The 20,608-nt window shown below is 40.5% G+C and carries 28 protein-coding genes and 1 tRNA gene; 27 read left to right on the top strand and 2 right to left on the bottom strand.

Annotated elements, in window-relative coordinates; translation table 11 throughout:
• Nucleotides 1-70: 70 nt before the first annotated feature.
• The 27 genes from C4533_03285 (at nt 71) to aroB (ending at nt 19,211) form a co-directional block, all read left to right on the top strand.
• Nucleotides 71-418, top strand: a complete 348-nt coding sequence (locus tag C4533_03285; protein ID RJP28827.1) for a DUF1844 domain-containing protein — start codon at nt 71-73, stop codon at nt 416-418.
• Nucleotides 415-570: a Trm112 family protein gene (locus tag C4533_03280; GenBank protein ID RJP28826.1), complete on the top strand. Its 156-nt coding sequence runs from the start codon at nt 415-417 to the stop codon at nt 568-570. Before C4533_03285 ends, C4533_03280 begins: the two co-directional genes overlap by 4 nt.
• Nucleotides 571-574: 4 nt before the next feature.
• Nucleotides 575-1,009 (top strand): type II 3-dehydroquinate dehydratase, encoded by a 435-nt coding sequence (gene aroQ, locus C4533_03275; GenBank protein ID RJP28825.1) that lies wholly within the window; start codon nt 575-577, stop codon nt 1,007-1,009.
• Complete coding sequence (locus C4533_03270) at nt 1,006-2,079, top strand: aminopeptidase P family protein (protein ID RJP28824.1); 1,074 nt, start codon at nt 1,006-1,008, stop codon at nt 2,077-2,079. The genes aroQ and C4533_03270 overlap by 4 nt, the downstream gene beginning before the upstream one ends.
• Nucleotides 2,060-2,620, top strand: a complete 561-nt coding sequence (efp, locus tag C4533_03265) for an elongation factor P (GenBank protein RJP28823.1) — start codon at nt 2,060-2,062, stop codon at nt 2,618-2,620. Before C4533_03270 ends, efp begins: the two co-directional genes overlap by 20 nt.
• Before the next feature lie 30 nt (nt 2,621-2,650).
• Nucleotides 2,651-3,103, top strand: a complete 453-nt coding sequence (gene accB, locus C4533_03260) for an acetyl-CoA carboxylase biotin carboxyl carrier protein (protein ID RJP28822.1) — start codon at nt 2,651-2,653, stop codon at nt 3,101-3,103.
• Between the two features lie 37 nt (nt 3,104-3,140).
• Nucleotides 3,141-4,499 carry an acetyl-CoA carboxylase biotin carboxylase subunit gene (gene accC / locus C4533_03255; protein ID RJP28821.1) on the top strand — a complete coding sequence of 453 codons (1,359 nt, stop codon included), beginning with the start codon at nt 3,141-3,143 and terminating at the stop codon, nt 4,497-4,499.
• The gene (locus C4533_03250) at nt 4,496-4,849 is read left to right on the top strand and encodes an Asp23/Gls24 family envelope stress response protein (GenBank protein ID RJP28820.1); all 354 of its coding nucleotides are present in this window, start codon (nt 4,496-4,498) and stop codon (nt 4,847-4,849) included. The genes accC and C4533_03250 overlap by 4 nt, the downstream gene beginning before the upstream one ends.
• Nucleotides 4,850-4,915: 66 nt before the next feature.
• Nucleotides 4,916-5,518: an alkaline shock response membrane anchor protein AmaP gene (gene amaP / locus C4533_03245; GenBank protein RJP28819.1), complete on the top strand. Its 603-nt coding sequence runs from the start codon at nt 4,916-4,918 to the stop codon at nt 5,516-5,518.
• A 39-nt stretch (nt 5,519-5,557) separates the two neighbouring features.
• Entirely contained in the window at nt 5,558-6,589 is a 1,032-nt protein-coding gene (locus C4533_03240; GenBank protein RJP28818.1) for a 6-phosphofructokinase, read from the top strand.
• A gap of 12 nt (nt 6,590-6,601) precedes the next feature.
• Nucleotides 6,602-7,180 carry an SIS domain-containing protein gene (locus C4533_03235; protein ID RJP28817.1) on the top strand — a complete coding sequence of 193 codons (579 nt, stop codon included), beginning with the start codon at nt 6,602-6,604 and terminating at the stop codon, nt 7,178-7,180.
• Nucleotides 7,177-7,668: a D-glycero-beta-D-manno-heptose 1-phosphate adenylyltransferase gene (rfaE2, locus tag C4533_03230; GenBank protein RJP29214.1), complete on the top strand. Its 492-nt coding sequence runs from the start codon at nt 7,177-7,179 to the stop codon at nt 7,666-7,668. Before C4533_03235 ends, rfaE2 begins: the two co-directional genes overlap by 4 nt.
• A complete protein-coding gene (locus C4533_03225) occupies nt 7,649-8,089 on the top strand; it encodes a thiamine-phosphate pyrophosphorylase (GenBank protein RJP28816.1) in 441 nt (146 codons plus the stop codon). Before rfaE2 ends, C4533_03225 begins: the two co-directional genes overlap by 20 nt.
• Entirely contained in the window at nt 8,028-8,669 is a 642-nt protein-coding gene (thiE, locus tag C4533_03220; GenBank protein RJP28815.1) for a thiamine phosphate synthase, read from the top strand. Before C4533_03225 ends, thiE begins: the two co-directional genes overlap by 62 nt.
• A 5-nt stretch (nt 8,670-8,674) precedes the next feature.
• Nucleotides 8,675-9,952: a phosphomethylpyrimidine synthase ThiC gene (gene thiC, locus C4533_03215; GenBank protein ID RJP28814.1), complete on the top strand. Its 1,278-nt coding sequence runs from the start codon at nt 8,675-8,677 to the stop codon at nt 9,950-9,952.
• A 120-nt stretch (nt 9,953-10,072) separates the two neighbouring features.
• A tRNA-Gly gene (locus tag C4533_03210) sits at nt 10,073-10,143 on the top strand.
• A gap of 19 nt (nt 10,144-10,162) precedes the next feature.
• Nucleotides 10,163-10,831 carry a LysM peptidoglycan-binding domain-containing protein gene (locus C4533_03205; protein ID RJP28813.1) on the top strand — a complete coding sequence of 223 codons (669 nt, stop codon included), beginning with the start codon at nt 10,163-10,165 and terminating at the stop codon, nt 10,829-10,831.
• Entirely contained in the window at nt 10,828-12,420 is a 1,593-nt protein-coding gene (locus tag C4533_03200; protein RJP28812.1) for a hypothetical protein, read from the top strand. Before C4533_03205 ends, C4533_03200 begins: the two co-directional genes overlap by 4 nt.
• Complete coding sequence (locus C4533_03195) at nt 12,413-12,910, top strand: YfcE family phosphodiesterase (GenBank protein RJP28811.1); 498 nt, start codon at nt 12,413-12,415, stop codon at nt 12,908-12,910. Before C4533_03200 ends, C4533_03195 begins: the two co-directional genes overlap by 8 nt.
• On the top strand, nt 12,907-13,386 hold the full coding sequence (locus C4533_03190; GenBank protein ID RJP28810.1) for an HIT domain-containing protein: 480 nt from the start codon (nt 12,907-12,909) through the stop codon (nt 13,384-13,386). The genes C4533_03195 and C4533_03190 overlap by 4 nt, the downstream gene beginning before the upstream one ends.
• Complete coding sequence (locus C4533_03185) at nt 13,373-14,524, top strand: deoxyguanosinetriphosphate triphosphohydrolase (protein RJP28809.1); 1,152 nt, start codon at nt 13,373-13,375, stop codon at nt 14,522-14,524. The genes C4533_03190 and C4533_03185 overlap by 14 nt, the downstream gene beginning before the upstream one ends.
• Nucleotides 14,484-15,557, top strand: coding sequence for an HD domain-containing protein (locus C4533_03180; GenBank protein ID RJP28808.1), 1,074 nt, complete (start codon nt 14,484-14,486; stop codon nt 15,555-15,557). Before C4533_03185 ends, C4533_03180 begins: the two co-directional genes overlap by 41 nt.
• 204 nt (nt 15,558-15,761) lie before the next feature.
• The gene (locus C4533_03175) at nt 15,762-16,340 is read left to right on the top strand and encodes an SPOR domain-containing protein (protein ID RJP28807.1); all 579 of its coding nucleotides are present in this window, start codon (nt 15,762-15,764) and stop codon (nt 16,338-16,340) included.
• 5 nt (nt 16,341-16,345) lie between these two features.
• On the top strand, nt 16,346-16,660 hold the full coding sequence (locus tag C4533_03170; GenBank protein RJP28806.1) for a small basic protein: 315 nt from the start codon (nt 16,346-16,348) through the stop codon (nt 16,658-16,660).
• A 3-nt stretch (nt 16,661-16,663) separates the two neighbouring features.
• Complete coding sequence (locus C4533_03165; protein RJP28805.1) at nt 16,664-17,512, top strand: hypothetical protein; 849 nt, start codon at nt 16,664-16,666, stop codon at nt 17,510-17,512.
• Nucleotides 17,512-18,126 carry a site-2 protease family protein gene (locus C4533_03160; protein ID RJP28804.1) on the top strand — a complete coding sequence of 205 codons (615 nt, stop codon included), beginning with the start codon at nt 17,512-17,514 and terminating at the stop codon, nt 18,124-18,126. Before C4533_03165 ends, C4533_03160 begins: the two co-directional genes overlap by 1 nt.
• A complete protein-coding gene (aroB, locus tag C4533_03155; protein RJP28803.1) occupies nt 18,126-19,211 on the top strand; it encodes a 3-dehydroquinate synthase in 1,086 nt (361 codons plus the stop codon). The genes C4533_03160 and aroB overlap by 1 nt, the downstream gene beginning before the upstream one ends.
• Nucleotides 19,212-19,226: 15 nt before the next feature.
• Here the strand turns inward: aroB and C4533_03150 are convergent, their stop codons facing one another.
• Complete coding sequence (locus C4533_03150) at nt 19,227-19,784, bottom strand: hypothetical protein (protein ID RJP28802.1); 558 nt, start codon at nt 19,782-19,784, stop codon at nt 19,227-19,229.
• Nucleotides 19,784-20,605 carry an AAA family ATPase gene (locus C4533_03145; GenBank protein ID RJP28801.1) on the bottom strand — a complete coding sequence of 274 codons (822 nt, stop codon included), beginning with the start codon at nt 20,603-20,605 and terminating at the stop codon, nt 19,784-19,786. Before C4533_03145 ends, C4533_03150 begins: the two co-directional genes overlap by 1 nt.
• Nucleotides 20,606-20,608: the final 3 nt, after the last annotated feature.

Here is a 20,608-nt window from a genome sequence, read left to right as displayed (position 1 = left end):
CTTGAAAGGTACGGTTTTGTTGCCGCCAGCGTATAAACCTTTAACTCAAATCAAATGAAAGGAGTTATTGATGGACGATTCAAATAAGAATGTAGATGAGAGCTGGAAAGAAAAAGCCAGCCAGGAGAAAGAAGAGCTGAAAAATAAAGAAAATTTTAAGCTGCCTGAACCTGACTTTAAATTCTTCGTAACCACTTTAGGTATACAGGCATCTATCGCCCTGGGCCTTATAGATAACCCTTCTACCTCAAAGAAGGAAGTTGACTTAAATCAGGCTAAATTTATAATTGATACTCTTAGCATGCTAAAAGATAAGACAAAAGGCAATCTTAATGAGGAGGAAACTAATCTCATCGAAAACGTTGTTTATGAGCTAAAGATCAACTACGCTTCCCAGGCACAGGGAGAAAATAAATGATAGATAAAGAACTTTTGGATATGCTTGCATGCCCTGCATGCGGTTCAGATGTTACGTTGAATAACGATAAAATCGTATGCAAGGGTTGCGGGAAAAAATATCCTGTTAAGAACGGTGTACCGGTTATGTTAGTTGACGAAGCAGAAGGATAATCTTATGAAAAAAATACTAGTTATTCATGGCCCAAATTTAAACCTGCTTGGCAAAAGAGAACCCGAGGTTTACGGAAGGGTGACCCTGGCTAAGATAAACAGCGAGCTTAAGAAAATAGCGGATAAAAATAAAATCGGTTTGATAATAAAACAATCTAACCACGAAGGCGAGATTGTAGACCTGATAGGAAAAAGCAAGCAAAAATTTAATGCAATTTTGATTAATCCTGCCGCCTATACCCATACCAGCGTAGCAATAAGAGATGCTATCGCCGGCTGTGGGCTGCCGGCGATTGAAGTCCACCTTTCTAATATTTACGCGAGGGAAGACTTCAGGCATAAATCCTTAATCAGCCCGGTTGCCAAAGGCACTATCATGGGTTTTGGGATGCATAGCTACATACTGGGCCTGAAAGCCATAATCAATCTCTTTAAATGAAAACAAGCTGCAGCAAAAGATTAAATAATATATACAAAAAACTGCGATTTGAGAAAGTCGGCGCTCTTTTGGTGACATCGAACTGCAATATTGAATACCTTACAGGCTATCCCAGCAGGGACTCTATGCTTCTGGCATCTGCTAAGGCAAATTGCTATTTCACCGATTCCAGATACACGCAGGAGGCGGCAGCTGCATTAAAAGGAATAGCAAAAATCATAGATATAAAAGGCAGGCTGTTTCCCGGCATAAAAGAATACTGTAACCAGCTTCAAATAAAGTCAGTCGGTTTTGAGAAAAATTATACAACGTACGGACAATACGAATCGCTTGTTAATGAATTCCAAAATGAGATCCGGCTTAAAGCAGTTGCCGGGTTAATAGAAAATGAAAGAATAATAAAAACTGAGACAGAGATTAGCCTTATAAGGGATGCCTTAGCTATAACCGGCAACGCCTTAAAATCCATAACAAAGGAACTTAAAGCCGGAAAAACCGAGCTAGAAATATCCGGTATAATAGAGCAGTTTATACGTTTTCATGGCGCAGAAAGCTCGAGTTTCAATATAATCGTTGCTTCTGGAAGCAACGCCAGCTACCCGCACCACATTACTTCAAGTTCAAAAATCAAGGCAAATCAACCTCTTCTGATAGATTTAGGGTCAAGATATAAAGGTTATAATTGCGACTTGACAAGGGTTTTCTTTTTGGGTAAAATAACTCCTCTTGTAAGAAAGGTTTATAAAATAGTACTTGAGGCTCAGGAATTAGCGATCAAGAAGGTCAGGCCAGGAATCAGTATAAAGGAAATAGATCAGGCAGCCCGCCAGCATATAGCCAATAATGGGTATGGCGGTTTTTTTGGGCACAGCTTAGGACACGGAGTGGGGCTAGAGGTCCACGAAGCGCCTAACATCACTGCCAATAACAAAATTCGCCTGCAGCCAGGCATGGTATTTACTATTGAACCCGGCATATACCTTCCCGGAAAATTCGGAATAAGAATAGAAGACATGGTTGTGGTTACCAAGAAAGGATGTGAGGTTTTAAGTGGCTCTATCGATAAATGACATAAAATCAGGCTTAACTATACTGGTAGACGGATTACCTTACCTGGTCACAGACGCCCAACACGTAAAACCAGGCAAGGGAGCGGCCTTTGTCCGCGTAAAAATAAAAAACTTGAAAAATGACCTGATCCAGGAGAGGACATTCAGGGGAGACGAAAAAATTGACCCCGCCTTTATTGAAGAAAGAAAACTGCAGTATCTATATTCTTCAGGCAATACTTACCATTTTATGGACCAGGAAAATTTTGAAGACATAGCCATATCTGAGGAAGTCGTCGGGCAAAAAAAGAAATTCCTTAAAGAAAACAGCGAATTAAACGCCTCTTTTTATGAAGGAGAGGTTCTCAATATAATTCTTCCTTTTTTTATTAATTTCTTAGTGACTCACACTGAACCGGGCATCAAAGGAGATACAGCCAAAAGCGGGACAAAACCTGCTACGATTGAGACTGGAGCAACTATACAAGTACCTCTCTTTGTTAATCCCGGGGATGTAATCAGGGTAGATACCCGGACCGGAGAATACATAGAGAGGGCATAGGATTCGAAAAGCATAAAAAAGGGGTAACTGATGAATATAAAAGAGATTAAAGAAATGATTAACCTGATGAATGAGAATTCCCTGATGGAGATGGAGATTGAAAAAGACGGGATGCGCATAAGGCTCAAAAAGAGTTCTCCCGCAGGAGAAAATATGCAATCCCAGATACTGATTGAGAAAGAAAGGATTGTACAGCCTGCCGCAAAGGCTGTTTCGGAAATAACGGAGAAGGAAAACCCTAACTCCATCGAAATAAAAGCACCCATGGTTGGCACATTCTACAGGGCACCATCACCGGAAGCCCCTCCTTATGTTGAGGTCGGACAGGTCATAGAGCCGGGGCAGGTTATTTGTATAATTGAAGCTATGAAACTTATGAATGAAATAAAATCCGAGATAAAAGGAAAAATCATAGAAATACTTGCAGATAATGCTGAGCCGGTTGAGTTTGGACAGCCGATGTTTTTGATAGAAGCGGTATAATATAAAAGTTAGAAGTACCCATACAGCATTAAGAACTATGTTTTCAAAAATATTAATAGCCAATCGCGGCGAAATAGCCTTAAGGATTATAAGGGCAGCTAAAGAACTGGGCATACGCACTGTAGCTGTATATTCAGAAGCTGACCGGGAATCCCTGCACGTTCGTTTTGCTGACGAAGCCATATGTATAGGGCAAGCTCAAAGTATTAACAGCTATCTTAATATTCCCGCCATAATAAGCGCAGCTGAAATCACGGATGTAGAAGCTATCCACCCAGGATATGGGTTTTTAGCTGAGAATGCACATTTTGCAGAGATCTGCGAATCATGCCAGATAACTTTCATCGGGCCATCTCCGGAAAGCATACGTATGATGGGAGATAAAATGAATGCCCGGCTGTTAATGGAAAAAGCAAATGTCCCGATAGTGCCCGGAAGCACCTCCGTAGTAAAAACAAAAGAAGAAGCCCTAAAAATTGCAAAAAGAATAGGCTACCCTGTCATCATAAAAGCTTCCGCCGGCGGCGGCGGCAAAGGCATGCGTATATGCCATAATGATATTAAGCTTATCAGCAGTTTTATGGTTGCCCAGCAGGAAGCTGAGGCAAATTTCGGCAATCCGGCGGTTTACATCGAAAAATACATAAAAAACCCGCGCCATGTGGAGATACAGATATTAGCGGATAAATACGGCAGGGTAATCCACCTCGGAGAAAGGGACTGCAGCATACAAAGAAGGCACCAAAAACTCCTGGAAGAGTCGCCATCCCCGGCCATAAATAATAAATTACGCAAGAGGCTTGGTGAATTAGCGGTTAAAGGCGCTAAAAGCGCTAATTACTCCAGCGCAGGGACGATAGAATTTCTCGTAGACAGCAACCAGAATTTTTACTTCATGGAAATGAATACACGCATTCAAGTCGAGCATCCGGTAACAGAGCTGGTAACGGGTATTGATCTTATAAAACAGCAGATAAAGATCGCATCCGGTGAAAAGCTCAATATCCAGCAGGAAGACGTCCAGGTAAAAGGGGCTGCCATTGAATGTAGGATAAATGCCGAAGACTATGAAAATAATTTCCTGCCCTGTCCCGGTAAAATCGAGACACTTATTCTGCCCGGCGGGCCCGGTGTAAGGGTAGATACGCATATTTATCCTGGTTATAAAATCTCTCCTTATTATGACTCTTTGGTCGCAAAAGTTATTACTTTCGGCATTAACAGGCAGGAAGCGATTAAAACAATGCAAAGGGCCTTAAGTGAATTTACGGTTTCACCAATTAAGACTACTATTCCTTTCCATAGACAGCTTCTGGATAATCCGCTTTTTGTCAAAGGTGAGACTTCTACGCATTTTGTACAGGACCTGTTAAAAGATGAGGCCTCGGAGGAATGATGAACAGAGACAGTAAGCAATCAGATTCAGGTATCGTTAAAATACATAGAAATGTCGTGGCTTCCATCGCAGCCATCGCAGCCATCGAGATAGAAGGCGTAAAAAGAGTCGGAGGCAACCTTGCCAGCGGTATCCTGGGCATAATCGGGAAATCCGCTAATTTCGCTATCAAGGTTGAATTTGATAAGAACGAAGAAGCCCGCATAACTTTACCCCTGGTGATAAAATACGGTTACAACATCCCTGAAGTGGCAGATAAAGTCCAAGAGAACGTAAGAACAGCATTGGAAAAAATGACCAGCCTTGACATCAAAGATATCAATATCAGTGTTCAGGGGATTGAAAAGTGAAGTTTAGCCTGTTTTAACAGGCTGCTTCCTGGGAATTATAAAAAATTTATAAAAAGCGGAGGCAATATGAGAATATTCACAATTCTAGGAATATTATTTTATTCTGTTGTCCTTACCATCATAGGAATCACAATGATCGCCTTTTCCCTGAATATCCTGCATCTAGACAGGATAATTGATTTCTTATCATTAGTAGCGTTGAACATGGATTCAAGGGTAATATTCGGCCTTTCAGGCCTTCTCCTGATACTGGTCTGCCTTTCTTTCGCTCAGCTTATAATCGGCAGGCTTCAGAGGGAAAAAACTATAGCTTTTACAACCCAGTCCGGCCAGGTAACTATTTCGCTTTCAGCAGTCGAAGACCTCATCAGAAGGCTTTCTGTTTTCTTGCCTGAGATCAAAGAGCTGAGGCCGGATGTAATAGCCACTAAAAAAGGAAGCCTTATAGTTGACCTGCGTGTAATATTGAAATCAGAAGCAAACATACCTGATCTTACCCAGAGGCTTCAAGATATGACTAAAGCTAAGCTGCAGGAAGTACTGGGAATAGAGGAAGAGATCGTTACCAAAATCCATATCGCAAAAATAATATCAGTTGAAGAAAAAAGAAGGCGGGACGCTGATAAAGAGCCTACTATTGTCCCCTTCAGCACCTACAACAGCAGATAGATAATAGGCACAACTTTAAAAAATCAAGGGAGGAAATTCATGGAGAGAATCGGTATACTTACAGGCGGAGGAGATTGCCCGGGGTTAAACCCTGTCATAAGGGCTGTAGTCAGGAAATCATTGATTGAAGGATACGAAATCATCGGCATAAAAAACGGCTGGAAGGGGCTTGTTGAAAATGATACTATGAAACTGGACCTGACAGCTGTCTCAGGAATCCTTCCAAAAGGCGGCACGATCTTAGGCACAAGCCGCACAAACCCTTTTAAGAAACCTGAAGATTTAAAAAAGGTCCAGGATAATTTTAAGAAACTGGGTTTGTATGCTTTAGTAGCCGTTGGCGGAGAGGATACGCTGGGGGCAGCATCCAAGCTGATTAAGAATGGGATAAAGAATATAGTAGGCGTGCCCAAAACAATAGACAACGACCTTTCCTGCACAGATTATACTTTTGGATTCGATACCGCGCTTAACATTGCCACTGAATGCATTGACAGGCTTCATACTACCGCTGAAAGCCATCACCGTATCATGGTTGTCGAAGTCATGGGCAGGCATGCGGGTTGGATAGCTATCGAATCGGGAATGGCAGGGGGCGCCGATGTTATACTTATACCTGAAAAACCCATCGATATGGATGAAGTCTGCGACATTATAAAAAGAAGGCATGGCCGCGGCAAAACCTTTAGCATCGTTGTTGTAGCCGAGGGAGCTCAATTCAAAGAAAAAGACATGGTTCTAAAAGAAGAAAAACTTGATGCATTCGGCCATGTTCGCCTCGGGGGCATCGGCGAAATCCTGGCAAAAGAGATCGAATCACGGACAGGTTACGAAACCAGGGTAAGCGTACTAGGCCACATACAAAGAGGCGGCACGCCTACAGCATTCGACAGGGTATTAGGCACGCGTATGGGCGTTAAAGCAGTTGAGTTAATAATGAAAAAAGATTTCGGTAAGATGGTTGCGCTTGCAGGAAACAAAATTGTTGACGTTCCCTTAGAAAAAGCAGTCAGCGCATTAAAAACCGTCGATGATGAATTTTATGAAATCGCCAAAGTATTTTTTGGTTAAAAAGGGGATAAAATGAGAGACAAAATAAAAGATGTGATTCTGGAAAGCATTCAGGTAAAAGAGCAGCTGCTTCACACGAGTATAGGCCTGATAAAAGATATTGCCGATACCGTCATTGATTCCCTGAAAAAAGGGGGCAAGGTAATAATTTTCGGCAACGGCGGTTCAGCTGCCGACAGCCAGCATATCGCTGCTGAATTCATCGGCAGGTTTAAAAAAGACCGGACCGCGCTCTCAGCCATAGCCTTAACAACAAATACTTCAGTTATGACTTCATTGGCAAATGATTACGGTTATGACATCATATTTGCAAAACAGATTGAGGCCTTGGGTAAAAAAGATGATATAGCAATCGGCATATCAACCAGCGGGAAGGCAAAAAATGTCGTCCTGGGCATAAAACAAGCTAAGAAGATGGGGATTAAAACCGTTGCCCTTACCGGATGCGATGGCGGAGAGCTCTCAAAGATTGCTGATGTTTCGCTTATCGTGCCTTCATCAGTGACTGCCAGAATACAAGAATCACATATAACCATAGGCCATGTAATATGCGAACTTGTTGAGCATACATTATGCCGCACGGAAAGCTGATGCGCACACTGGAAGATAAAATAAAAAGTGTTTCAGAGTTAAAATCTATATTAAGGAAAATCAAATCCTGCGGGCAGACTATCGTATTCACAAATGGCTGTTTTGATATCATCCATTATGGGCACGTCAAATACCTGCAGGAAGCCAAAAAACTCGGGGATATCCTGGTAGTTGGCATTAACACCGATAGCTCTGTAAAAAAAATAAAAGGCCCGGACAGGCCGGTAAACAATCAAAAGGACAGAGTAGGGGTAATTTCAGGTCTAGAAAGCGTAGATTTTGTGGTTACATTCAGCGAAAAAACACCAGCTAACCTGATAAAAGCCTTAAAGCCCGATTTTCTCGTTAAAGGGGCTGACTGGAGCACAAAGAATATCGTAGGCGCTGATTTTATTAAAAGTTATGGTGGCCGGGTAAGAACAATCAAACTTCTTCCAGGCCGTTCAACATCCCAAATAATAAATAAAATTGCTAAAAGCTGCCGGTAAATTACCGATTGAAAGGATAATAGACGCAAATTTAAACCGCTTAAAAGAAGGCCTGAGGGTCTGCGAAGAAGTAGCCAGGTTTATCTTAGAAGACGGCTCTCTTACTTCAGAGATAAAACGTATCCGGCATTCTATTGACTCTGCGTTAACATTTATTAATAAAGATAAACGTCTGATCCGTTATCGAAATATAGAAGAGGATATAGGCAAGAAAACAACCGGCAGCGAATTAAGAAGAAAAGATATAACCGATGTATTTTTTGCCAATATCCAACGGGCTAAAGAATCTACGAGGGTTATAGAAGAATTTTCTAAAATTACGGATAAAGGCACTTCGCTTAAATTCAAAAAAATCAGATATGCCATCTATTCTTTCGAGAAGAAGACTGCTAAAAAGCTCATTGCTTTATGCGGTCATTGATAAAGAAACATGCAGGAATAATTCTGTAATTGGAGCAGCCGGTAACGCGATTGCGCAGGGTGCCGATATAATACAGCTGCGTGATAAAATATCAAATAAAAAGCAAGTCCTGGAATATGCGAACAGCATTTCAAAACTTGCTAAATCCAGGAAAAAGCTTTTTATTATTAACGATTTTATTGATATTGCTAAAATCGCTGATTGTGACGGCGTGCACCTCGGGCAAGACGATATGCCGATAGAAGCTGCCAGGAAAATACTAGGTAAACAGAAACTTGTCGGGATTTCCTGCCATAGCCCAAAACAGGCAGTAAGCGCGCAGAATAAAGGAGCAGACTATATTGGGATAGGCCCGATTTTTGCTACTCCGACAAAACCAAAGACCTTGCCTATCGGCTTAAAGACCCTAAGGGAAATCAACAAACTAGTACAAATTCCTTATTTTGCAATAGGGGGGATAAACATAAATACTATCAGACAAATAATTGATAACGGAGCTAAACGTATAGCAGTAGTAAGAGCTGCGAATCACGGTAAAAAATTAAAAGATATACTTGGCAAAAATTTAAAAAGGCCTTAAAGGATATGACTTTATTAGAATGCGCAAGAAAAAATATTAAGTCTGTTACGCTTGAAAAAGTCGCGCGTTTTGAAGGCGTAACAAACTCATTCCTCGCAGAAAAAATAAAAAAAGGGCATGCAGTAATTCCTCTTAATAAAAATCATTCCATAGAAAAACCCTGTGCGATCGGCAGCGGATTAAAAACAAAAATAAACGCAAATATAGGCACGTCAACCGATTCCCCTGACATCAAAGAAGAACTGCATAAACTTGATATTGCCGTTAAATACGGCGCTGACGCTATAATGGATTTAAGCGTCGGAGGAGACCTGCGGGCGATAAGAAAAGAGGTCATTAAAAGAAGCCCTATACCCGTGGGAACAGTCCCTGTCTATCAAATATCAGTAAACGCAAAAAAATATAACGGCGGCTTGCTGGAATTTAACCATAAGGACGTCTTAAGCGCTCTTACAGAGCAGGCAAAAGAGGGGGTTGATTTTTTTACCATACATGCAGGCGTAAACCGTAAAAGCTTAAGTTCATTGAAAGATAACCTTCGCCTGATGAGTATCGTATCCCGCGGCGGGGCCATCCTTGCAAGCTGGATAAAAAAGCATGGTAAAGAGAATCCATTTTATGAATATTTTGACGAAGTCCTGGATATAGCCCGTGAATACGACGTAACATTGAGCCTGGGAGACGGATTACGGCCAGGCTCAATATTCGACGCAACGGATAAACCACAGCTGGCAGAACTAAAGATTTTAGGGCAATTAGCAGTAAGGGCAAGAAATAAAGGTGTGCAGGTGATGATTGAAGGGCCAGGACATGTGCCTATTGATCAGATACAAAAAAACATCTTACTTCAAAAGAAATTATGCGATAATGCGCCTTTTTATGTGCTTGGTCCGTTGGTTACGGATGTTGCTGCCGGCTATGATCACATTACTTCAGCTATTGGAGGGGCTATGGCTGCCAGCTTTGGCGCAGATTTCCTGTGTTATGTCACACCTGCGGAACATTTAAGGCATCCTGACGCAGAGGATGTAAGAGAAGGGGTCATCGCTTCAAGAATAGCAGCACATGCCGCAGATATTACTAAAGGGATAAAATCTGCCCTTAACTGGGATAAAGAAATGTCTTTAGCAAGAAGAAACCGCGATTGGAAACGCCAGATAGAGCTTGCTATTGATCCTGACAAAGCAAAAGCTTACAGGCAGGCATCTAAACCTAGTGATAAAGAAGTCTGCACAATGTGCGGTGAATATTGCTCTATAAAGCTTATTGATGAGCATGTGTAAAAAGGAAGAAGGATCTGCGGGCGTAGTTTAAATGAGCAGACACTTTATGGAGTAACGACATAAAGGGTAGGCCGTTCGGCCGTCTGCGAATTTAATCCTATGCTTATAGATGAAGGATCTGCGGGCGTAGTTCATCGGTAGAACACCAGCTTCCCAAGCTGGATAGGAGGGTTCAATTCCCTTCGCCCGCTTAAATATTAGAGTTTACTTATGAATACTACTAAACTGGCTTCAATCTTAAGTATTATCGTAACTGTTCTTATATTATCGGGGTGTGCTACGGCGCCGGTCATGACTCCACTAAAGCCTCCTGCCGGAGTACCTGGTACTTACCATAAGGTTGAAAAGGGTCAGACATTGTGGCGTATATCAAAAACTTACGGTGTAGATTTGGATGAAATTATAAAGTTTAACCGTATTTCAGATGTAACTAAAATTGAAGTCAACCAGCTTATATTTATTCCCCGGGCATCCGGAAGAAAAACAGTCTCAAGCGTTTCTTCTGATGAAGATTTTATCTGGCCAATAAAAGGAAAAGTCATATCCACATTTGGTGCAACTTACGACAATGTTATTAATAAAGGGCTTAATATCGAACCCTACTATAACGGGGATGTCATTGCCTCAAGAGGAGGAAGGGTTGTTTTTTATTCTGATAAACTGGAATCATTCGGAAAAACCCTGATTATTGACCACGGTGACGGTTTGCTTACAGTATATTCAAGAAATTCAAAGGTTTTCGTAAAGCTGGGTGACAACATCACAAGAGGCACGCTTATTGCAAAGGCCGGTAAATCAAAAAGAGGAAAAAAGGAGTACCTACACTTTGAAATAAGAAAGAACTCTATACCTCAAAACCCTTATTATTTTCTACCATGAACAAAGGCGATATTTTTGACAGAGATACACAAATTCAGGCGCTTTTAAAAAGAATCACTGCATTTAAAGACGGCTACAGACAGAATATAGCTATTATTGGCGATGAGGCGATAGGTAAAACCTTTATCATATTTAAACTTCTTAACATCTACTCTGACCCTAAAATTATAACAGCATATCTTGAAATAAGGCCGGAACCATTCAACTCGCTCATCCGCAGATTTATAGGCGTGCTGCTCTATAACTTTATGTCAAATAGCGGGTTGGAACTCAAGGAAGATTTGGATTTTCTGCTGAATAAATCACGTCAATTTATACCAAAAACTGTTAACAAGGCCGACTATATACTCTCTTCATTAAAACGCAGCAAAAAAAATAATCTATTTTTTGACCTCTTATCGCTGGCAGAGTCAATTTATGAAGAGTCCGGCAAAAAGACCATCTTTATATTTGACGAATTCCATAACCTGGAAAATGTCGGCATAAGAAACCTGTATAAAGAATGGACCAAGCTCCTTGTTACAAATAAGAATACGATGCATATAATAATCAGTTCCTCTAAATTCCGCGCTAAAAAGATCATCTCAAATAACTTATCGCTCCTTTTTGGAAATTTTGAGACAATCACGGTCGAGCCATTTGACGCTTTATCCAGCGATATTTACCTTGAGAAAAAGCTTAATGATTATAAAATCAATAAATCAATACGTGACTTCATTGTGCACTTCACCGGAGGGTACCCATTTTATTTGGATGTTTTATCCAGCGCCATAAAGAATTCCGCTCATGAGGATATCATTAAAATCCTTGAAGATTTCCTATTCCAGCCATCAGGTATCCTTAATCAGAAATTCAGTAACTACCTTAAACGCTTTATTGATACTGACAACTGCCAGCAATACATCTCGATACTACACACCATATCATCAGGGCATAATAAAATCAAAGATATCGCACATCTTCTTCATAAGCAACGTAAGGAAATTTTAGCCAGGATTGATTATCTCGTTGAATTTGATGTTATTACCCGCAGCGGGGATTTTCTGACAATAAACGACAGGGTATTCAACTTTTGGCTGAAATATGTTTACCAGGGAAAAATATCTTCGCTTACTTTTGATGCAAAAAACCAAAGAGAAGTATTCATTAATAATATTAAATGCATGATTGATGATTTTGTCAAGAACACAAAGAAGTCAATACCCGAGCGAGTGTCTGAGTTATTGCATCTTTTCGAAGATGAGATGGTGCAGATAGAAACAAAAAAAATACGGCTTGACCGTTTTAAGGAAATAAAACCCCTGGAACTTAATATTAGGGGGATAAGAAACGGGCTTATCGGCAGGTCTTACGAAGGAATCTGGGTTGTGGCTTTTAAACAGGACGCCCTGACAGAAGAAGATATCGCTGAATTTTCAAAAGAGTGCAAAAAATTCCGTAATAAACTGCAAAGAAAAATAATCGTCACTTTAAGAGACGTCGATTCTAACGCAAGGCTCAGGGCCCTGGAAGAAAAGGTTCTTACTTGGGATATTAATCATTTAAATTATATTTTTGATTTATTTTACAAACCGAGGGTAACTGCATAAAATGAAAATCGGGGTTATTTCAGATACCCATATTCCCGACAGGGCAGACCGCCTGCCTCAGCAGGTTCTTGATGCCTTTAAAGGCGTGGACATGGTCATCCACGCAGGCGATTTGGTAAATTTCAGCGTAATTGATGAGCTTAAGAAATATTGTGCTAATGTAAAGGTTGTCTGCGGCAACATGGACAGCGACAGTGAATGTATCAATATCCCGAAAAAAGAAATTATCACTGTTGGTAATTTTAGAATCGGCCTGATGCACGGCTATGGCAGCCCCGCCAGCCTTATTGAAAACCTGCAGAAAGAATTTAAATTTGACAATGTTAATATGGTAATATTTGGCCATTCTCATAATGCCGTAAATGAAGAAAGGGGAGGGGTTATATTTTTTAATCCAGGCTCGCCTACAGATAAAGTTTTTGCACGTTATAATTCTTACGGTATAATTGAAATTAACGACCACATAAAAGCTAAAATAATAAAATTATGACAAAAAGAGAATTATTATGGGCACCGTGGAGATTGAAATATATCAGGCATAAGAAAGGCAAAAAGTGCATTTTTTGTAAAGCCGTAAAGTCCTCAAAAGCTGATTATCTCATCTTCAGGATGAAGCATGCCGCAGCCATGCTTAATATATACCCATACAATAACGGCCATATTATGGTCTTTCCGTTAAGGCACGTCAACAGACTTGATAAACTCTCAAAATCTGAATCCGGCCAGCTTTTTGAAGCAGTTAACAGGGCTATAAAGTTACTCGACAAAGTGCTAAAACCGGACGGATACAATATCGGGATAAATATCCTTGGTGCATCAGGAGCAGGAATACCTGCCCATATCCACGTGCACATTGTCCCAAGATGGAAAGGCGACACAAACTTCATGCCTATTATCGCAGGCACAAAAGTGATTTCACAGTCTTTAAGTGAGCTTCATAAATTATTGAAAGATGAGAACGGTTAATATACGCTCAATAGAAGATAAACTCTTGGCACCTTACGCCATGAAAAGCTATAAAAGCAAAGGCAGGGCATACCCTGAAAAAGAGCATGCATACAGGTCTGCCTATCAAAGGGATAGAGATAGGATAATTCATTCTGCCGCATTCAGAAGGCTGGAATACAAAACACAGGTGTTCGTCAACCATGAAGGGGATTACTACCGCACAAGGCTTACTCATACATTAGAAGTCGCCCAAATCGCTCGAACTATCGCACAGGCTCTTGGCTTAAACAGCGACTTAGTAGAAGCTATAGCGCTGGCGCATGATTTAGGGCATACACCGTTCGGCCATGCAGGAGAAGACGCTTTAAATGAATTAATGGTAAACTTTGGAGGTTTTAATCATAACCTGCAGGGTTTAAGGGTAGTAGACAAACTTGAGGAGCGTTATGTAAATTTTCCGGGATTAAATCTCACCTGGGAACTCAGGGAAGGGATAGTCAGGCATTCCACAGCTTTTGATCATTCCACAGCTTTAGATGAATTCTCCTCTGACACCAACCCGACGCTTGAAACCCAAGTTGTTGATATTGCCGATGAAATAGCCTATGACAACCATGACATTGATGACGGGCTCACTTCAGGGCTGCTCCGGGAAGGGGACTTAAAAACTTCCAAATTATGGCATAAGATAAGTATAGAAATCTTAAGAAAATATGGTAAAATAGACGAAGATAAGAAGAAATACCTGGCTATAAGGTCATTAATTGACATCCAGGTAACTGATCTTATAAAAGAAACAAAACGAAGGCTTGATAATATAAGGCCCAGATCTCCTTTTGAGGCAAAAAATACCAAAGAAAAGATTGTTGCTTTCAGCAGGGATATGGTTGCTTTCAGGAAACCCCTGAGGGGAATCCTTGTTGAGAGGCTTTATAAGAATTATCGCGTAAACAGGATGTCTAGTAAGGCTAAACGTTTTATCGAGGAGCTTTACAGAATCTACATAAATCAACCTCAACAATTACCACCGGTTACCATTAAGCATGCTGAAGAAGATGGTATAGAACGCGCGGTATGCGATTACATAGCCGGTATGACGGACAGGTACGCATTAGATGAATATAAGAAGTTATTTGACCCCTACGAAAAAGTATAAGCTGCTCATATCTTCCATACATAGCGTATACCGGCTGGTAAACTCTACATATATGCTTAATGACTTAATAGTCCGTCTCACTAAGCTAATATGCCAGCTATATAGTGCGGATTTTTGCCAGATCATATTATTAGACGCCTCCGGGACTAATGCTAATTTCCGATGCATAATAAAAGGCAAAACAAAATCAATTTTTAATAAAAAAACGAGGATAATCTCATCTTTTGAAAAAAAGATCATAAAGAACCTGTCTGCAATACAAAAAGAGAGGCAGCTCATTGTGCCGATGATATCTGACGATATAATCGGTTTTATTGAAACAAAAAGGAACAACAACAAACCGCCATTCATCCATTCTGATTTTGAAATACTTATTACTTTAGCAGAACAATCGGTGATCGGAATAAGGAACCTTCAGCTATATGAAGAGCACCAGAAAGTCGTGCTTGGAAGCATCAAATCTCTCGTTACACTGCTTGACACCAGAATACCGCAGGAGTATACTCATTCTCCTTATTTCAGCAGGCTGGTAACTTCCATCGGCCACCAAATGCATCTTGACCAGAAACAAATCGAGAGCCTGAAATACGCAAGCCTTCTTCACGATGCAGGCAAAATAGATACGCCTCCGGAAATACTGGCTAAAACATCAAAACTTACTGCTAAAGAATACGGGATAATACAGAAACACCCCATCAAGGGAGCGCAGATATTGCGGCCGATGCTGATACTAAAACCGGTAATTGCTATAATAATGCACCACCATGAAAAATATAACGGCACTGGGTACCCTTCAAGATTAAAGAAAGGGCAAATCCCGATCGGGGCAAGGATAATGGCTGTTGCCGATGCTTTTGAAGCAATGGTATATGGCAGGCCATACAGGGAAAGAATGAATATAAACGAAGCAATAAAGGAAATAAAGAAAAAAAGCGGTACTCAATTCGATCCCAAAGTAGTAGAATCTTTCCTGAAAGTAGCTAAAAGATTGAACGCAAGAAAATACTTGCACGACAGTAAAAACACGATATAGTAATATTAGTTCATGGTTCATAGTTAATGGTTCATAGAGATAGATAAAGTATCTAGTCACAAAGACACACGACACCTGCCTACCGGTAGGCAGGCAAAATCACAAAAAAACTAGTTTCATGGTTCGTGGTTGATAGGTATGCAAAACCCATGAACAATGAACCCTGAACTATGAATTAATTTTAGTCTTTATTAATATTCTTTAATGGATACAAACGACAATTCACAATTAGATTTTTTCTCCCAATCCGAAGAAACTATTAACCATAAAAACACAAGAAGGCCGTTTATGAGTTATATCCGAGGATATGAGAAAAACATTATATTAATAATTGTTTTTATGACCGTTGCAATAACAGCATATGGCTTAGGAGTCATGCACGGCAGGAATATTGCGGCTTCAGGCATAGATACAGAACAGAGGGCCGATATACAGAAAGCAGAATCAATTTTAGCCCCGGAAAAGCAGGTTAAGAGTCCGGCTCGAGAAATAGCTTCTTCTGTAAAAACAGACACGCCAGTTAAATTGCAAAATGCCGAAACAAAGCAACAGCCAGTTATCCAGGAAGGCATTTATACTATACAAGTGGCTAGTTTTACAAACAGCTCCGCGGCAAAAAAGGAAGCGGAAAGGCTGAGAAAAAACGGCCATACACCGGTCATTCAATCAAAAGGTAAATATACGGTTGTGTTTATCGGCAGTTTTACAACCAAAGAAAACGCAAAAACTGAACTTTCAAAACTACAAAAACAATATACAGACTGTTTTATAAGGAGGTTATAAGAAATATGTCAATTCATCCATCACTCGGTTCAACCGGAGGAATCAAAAAACAAAGATCCGTATTAAAGCGCTCAGAACGCCTTAAAATCATGCTTGAAAAAGATCAGTGGAAAGAGGGCCAGGAGATATTCGGCCTGCCTAAAATCAAGACCCTAAAGATCAAGATCAAGAAAGAGAAGGCGGAGAAAGCTGAAGGCGCGGAAGCCGCTGCAGGCGGAGCTGCTCCAGCCGGCGCAGCAGCCGCAGCCCCGGCTGAAAAAGCACAAGGCGCTGCATCCAAAACTGCACCTAAAGCTGCAGCTTCAAAAACCCAGAAATAATAAATGCGCATAAGCCGTTTAAGTAAGCTCCTTACTTTGATACTGGCGATGGAACTGGCCTGTTCATTCGGTTTTGCGGAGAAATTACCTTCGTTTACCGGACAGATAAAAGGCAATGATGTAAATGTACGCGCAGATTCCACAGCAAGTTCTGAAATAATCGGAAAACTAAACAATGGTCAATTAGTAGAAGTTATAAGGGAAGCCTACGACTGGTATAAAATCAAACTACCCGAAGATTCCGAGATACTGCTGTATGTCAGCAAGGAACTTATTGAGCCTCTTCCCGAAGATAAAATCAGCCCGTCATCAAACATATCTTTTGGCGATGCAAAAGTAAAGACGGGCAGGGTTTTAGGGAATAACGTAAATATCAGGCTTAAACCTACGGTGGATTCCGCTGTTATAGGGAGGATCAACCAGAACGAAGTCGTAAAAATAACACAGGACAAAGGCCAATGGTACTCCATAAAGCCGACTGCGGAATGCTACGGCTGGATACATAAAAAATTTGTAAAAAAATTTATTGGCCAGGCCGCGACAGCCCCCGTAAAACCAACAACCAGTCAGATAGCCAAAAAAGATACAATTACTGAATTGGCTGCTGGTATCCAACAAAATAACTCCGCCTCAACTATTTCTACCATTGAAGGTATTATCAAACCATGCGGCAGATTTTTTAATCGCAAAGGGACACACAGGCTCATCAATAAAGAAGGCACGTATTATTTACATGGCGATAAAAAAACACTGGATGCGGTCATAGGCCGCAAGGTAGAAGTCACAGGTAATCTGATAGCTTACCCTAAATACAAAGTAATAGAAATTAAAAACTTAAAAATACTGGAATAATGCTGTTAACTTTCCTGATTTCTTTTGCAATATTAATACCTGCGATGACTATCCATGAATTTTCTCATGGATGGGTTGCTTATAAGCTGGGAGACCCTACTGCAAAATATTCCGGCAGGCTTACGCTTAACCCTCTTGCCCACATAGATCCTATCGGCACGATCCTTCTGCCATTAATGCTTTTCATATCTACTCAGGGGAGGTTTGTATTTGGCGCAGCCAAACCTGTACCTATAAATTTTATGGCCCTGCGTAACCCTAAAAGAGATATTATTTGGGTAGGTGCAAGCGGGCCGTTATCAAACCTGCTATTGGCTTTTTTGTTTAGTTTTATACTTAAGCTGCTGCCAATGCCCGATATTTTAAGCATTATAATCAGCCAGTTCGTCCTGATTAATGTCGTCCTGGGAATATTCAATCTTATACCCATACCTCCTTTGGACGGTTCAAGGATAATAATGGGATTACTGCCCAACCAGCTATCGGAAAAATATGCGCAAATCGAGCCTTTCGGTTTTATAATTATAATTGCCCTTATTTGGATGGGTATACTAAATATACTGGTCTGGCCTGTTGTTTATCTTGTTCTCGGGCTTCTCGGAATAGGGATCTGATGAAAATTGTAGGCGTAAAACTCAATAAGCACTCTTATAAAGTTGTAATCGGGAAAGGTGCCATTAATTATCTGTCACGGCTGATAAAAACACTTGGCATAGGAACAGACGCCTACATAATAACTAACAGGCGCGTAAAAAAGCTCTACGGAAAAACTATTGCGGCTAATTTAAAAAGGGGCGGGATTAATTTTGACTTTAAGCTTATTCCGGATTCAGAAGAAAGCAAATCCATAAAAATAGCTTCTAATATAATAGCTGGGCTTGCTAAATTCGGGATCAAACGAAAACCATTTTTAATAGCCTTGGGAGGCGGGGTAATAGGAGACGTCAGCGGTTTTGCCGCATCTATTTATAAACGGGGTATTCCCTATATTCAGGTCCCTACAACCCTGCTTGCGCAAGTAGATTCAAGTATCGGCGGTAAGACAGCTGTAGATTTAACATCGGGGAAGAATCTCGTAGGTGCATTTTACCAGCCCCGGCTTGTATTAAGCGACATAAAATTCCTTAAATCACTTACAAGCAGACAGGTCAAAAGCGGCTTATCTGAAATCATAAAATATTCTATCATAAAAGATAAGGCGCTTTTTAACTATATAAACAGCAATGCCTCTAATATAAAACGCCTTGATACCGGAGCGTTGGAATTCATGGTATCTCGTTGCAGTAAAATAAAAGCAGAGATTGTCGGACAGGACGAGAGAGAAGAAAAAGGCATACGCACTATCCTTAATTTTGGCCATACTATTGGGCATGCAATTGAAACGGCATCCAAATTCAAAAAATACAACCATGGAGAAGCCGTAGCAATGGGTATGATAGCTTCAAGTTATATAAGCTATAAAAAAGGCTTTATAAGTAAGGGGTTATTTGAATCCATCAGATCTGTAATAAGAAAAGCGGGTCTTCCTCTGAAACTTAAGAATGTACCTTCCAGCCGCATTATAAAAGCCCACTACAGCGACAAGAAATTCTCGGGTAAAACAAACCGGTTTGTTTTAATAAAGGGGATCGGTAAAGCTGTGGTAGTAAAAAATATCGGGTTAGCTTTGATAAAAGAAGCGATAAAACAAATAAACTGATTTAGCCGAAGAGCCTTACTTTGTCTTGGTATTATCGAGAATCAAATCCCTGTCGCCGAACCTCACCTTAACATTATTCTCGTTTATCTCCACAATATCAACACCGTCGATATTATCTCCGGCCTTAACGATCTGGTTATTTACCAGCGCGTAACTTTCGTCTTCTGAATAAAATATGCCGTTTAATTCTAACTCGGGGGCTTTTTCGTATCGTTTCTGCTGGCCGGCAATAGTGGATGGTGCGGTATCTTTAGGCAAGATTTGCTGTGCAGGCTTGGCTGCATCCGTTGCGGTAACATTAATCAATTCAATGCGTTCCTTTGGCTTGCTCCTGCCATAATTATTCCAGAACGAAGGAAAATAATTGAATATCAGCTTTGCTGAAATGAACCCGAAAATAACCACAAAGATATATATCGCCGCACTTTTAAGCTTAAAGTTCTTTTTCTTTTGCTCTTTATTTTCGGTTTGATTTGCAGTAAGCTTATCGGCAGAGATATCAGCAAGAGGGTCTTTTTTAGGCCTGACCCTTCTACCTTCAAGTTTTTTTAAAGCGTCATAGATTATGCTCATTATCTGTAAGCTTTGAAGTATTTGTCCAGTTCATCTACGCATCTTTTTATAATACCTTCATCAATCATGTATGATTCAGAAGCAAATCCGGCAAGCAGAGCACGGTCACATAGTATATTTATAAGACGGGGGGTACCTGCAGAAAAATCAGTGATATGCTTGATTGCGTCTTCATTAAAGCTAACCTTATGTTGATCGCCGCAAAGTTTCAGCCTATGCTCAATATAACTTCCGACTTCATCTTTATCTAAAGGCTTGATATGATACCTGACAACGATCCTTTGCTGCAGCTGCCTTAAATTATAAAGCTCAAGCTTATCATTTAATTCGGGCTGTCCGACTAATATAATCTGAAGCAATTTGTCTTTTTCTGTCTCAAGATTAGATAGAAGGCGGATCTGCTCAAGGGCCTGAGGTTTTAAATTCTGCGCCTCATCGATTATTAAGACAACGTTATTGCCGGATTCAGATTCTTTGATTAAAAAATCATTTAATTCCCAGATCATAGAAAACTTTGTCCTGCCGCGCGGGTTAACACCAAAATCTTTAAGTATGGCTTCCAGAAGCTGCATTTGAGAGAAATAAGGATTTAATATTAAAGCTGTCTTTACATTATTCATCAGCTGGTTAAGAAAATACCTGCAAAGAGTAGTCTTGCCTGTGCCAATTTCGCCAGTCACAACCATTATACCTTTACGCTGAGAAACTCCGTACAGAAGGTGAGAGAGGGCCTCTTTATGCTTTGAGCTCAGGAAGAAAAAAGAAGGGTCCGATGTTACATTGAAAGGGAGCTCTTTCAGATTATAAAATTCACAATACATTTT

It is taken from the genome of Candidatus Omnitrophota bacterium, assembly GCA_003598025.1.
Taxonomy (GTDB): domain Bacteria; phylum Omnitrophota; class Gorgyraeia; order Gygaellales; family Profunditerraquicolaceae; genus Profunditerraquicola.
The sequence above is the reverse complement of the archived record's forward strand: the minus strand, read 5'-3'. Positions and strand labels throughout refer to the sequence as shown.

Excerpts from the sequence above, each read along its gene's own strand:
- C4533_03200 (RJP28812.1), top strand. The coding sequence starts at position 10,828 with ATGAACAAAGGCGATATTTTTGACAGAGATACACAAATTCAGGCGCTT.
- thiE (RJP28815.1), top strand. The coding sequence starts at position 8,028 with ATGCCATCTATTCTTTCGAGAAGAAGACTGCTAAAAAGCTCATTGCTT.
- C4533_03240 (RJP28818.1), top strand. The coding sequence starts at position 5,558 with ATGGAGAGAATCGGTATACTTACAGGCGGAGGAGATTGCCCGGGGTTA.
- C4533_03170 (RJP28806.1), top strand. The coding sequence starts at position 16,346 with ATGTCAATTCATCCATCACTCGGTTCAACCGGAGGAATCAAAAAACAA.
- thiC (RJP28814.1), top strand. The coding sequence starts at position 8,675 with ATGACTTTATTAGAATGCGCAAGAAAAAATATTAAGTCTGTTACGCTT.
- C4533_03235 (RJP28817.1), top strand. The coding sequence starts at position 6,602 with ATGAGAGACAAAATAAAAGATGTGATTCTGGAAAGCATTCAGGTAAAA.
- C4533_03150 (RJP28802.1), bottom strand. The coding sequence starts at position 19,784 with ATGAGCATAATCTATGACGCTTTAAAAAAACTTGAAGGTAGAAGGGTC.
- amaP (RJP28819.1), top strand. The coding sequence starts at position 4,916 with ATGAGAATATTCACAATTCTAGGAATATTATTTTATTCTGTTGTCCTT.
- C4533_03145 (RJP28801.1), bottom strand. The coding sequence starts at position 20,605 with ATGTATTGTGAATTTTATAATCTGAAAGAGCTCCCTTTCAATGTAACA.
- C4533_03185 (RJP28809.1), top strand. The coding sequence starts at position 13,373 with ATGAGAACGGTTAATATACGCTCAATAGAAGATAAACTCTTGGCACCT.
- C4533_03285 (RJP28827.1), top strand. The coding sequence starts at position 71 with ATGGACGATTCAAATAAGAATGTAGATGAGAGCTGGAAAGAAAAAGCC.
- C4533_03190 (RJP28810.1), top strand. The coding sequence starts at position 12,907 with ATGACAAAAAGAGAATTATTATGGGCACCGTGGAGATTGAAATATATC.
- C4533_03205 (RJP28813.1), top strand. The coding sequence starts at position 10,163 with ATGAATACTACTAAACTGGCTTCAATCTTAAGTATTATCGTAACTGTT.
- C4533_03270 (RJP28824.1), top strand. The coding sequence starts at position 1,006 with ATGAAAACAAGCTGCAGCAAAAGATTAAATAATATATACAAAAAACTG.
- aroB (RJP28803.1), top strand. The coding sequence starts at position 18,126 with ATGAAAATTGTAGGCGTAAAACTCAATAAGCACTCTTATAAAGTTGTA.
- C4533_03280 (RJP28826.1), top strand. The coding sequence starts at position 415 with ATGATAGATAAAGAACTTTTGGATATGCTTGCATGCCCTGCATGCGGT.
- C4533_03250 (RJP28820.1), top strand. The coding sequence starts at position 4,496 with ATGATGAACAGAGACAGTAAGCAATCAGATTCAGGTATCGTTAAAATA.
- C4533_03165 (RJP28805.1), top strand. The coding sequence starts at position 16,664 with ATGCGCATAAGCCGTTTAAGTAAGCTCCTTACTTTGATACTGGCGATG.
- C4533_03175 (RJP28807.1), top strand. The coding sequence starts at position 15,762 with ATGGATACAAACGACAATTCACAATTAGATTTTTTCTCCCAATCCGAA.
- aroQ (RJP28825.1), top strand. The coding sequence starts at position 575 with ATGAAAAAAATACTAGTTATTCATGGCCCAAATTTAAACCTGCTTGGC.
- C4533_03180 (RJP28808.1), top strand. The coding sequence starts at position 14,484 with ATGAATATAAGAAGTTATTTGACCCCTACGAAAAAGTATAAGCTGCTC.
- accC (RJP28821.1), top strand. The coding sequence starts at position 3,141 with ATGTTTTCAAAAATATTAATAGCCAATCGCGGCGAAATAGCCTTAAGG.
- C4533_03160 (RJP28804.1), top strand. The coding sequence starts at position 17,512 with ATGCTGTTAACTTTCCTGATTTCTTTTGCAATATTAATACCTGCGATG.
- accB (RJP28822.1), top strand. The coding sequence starts at position 2,651 with ATGAATATAAAAGAGATTAAAGAAATGATTAACCTGATGAATGAGAAT.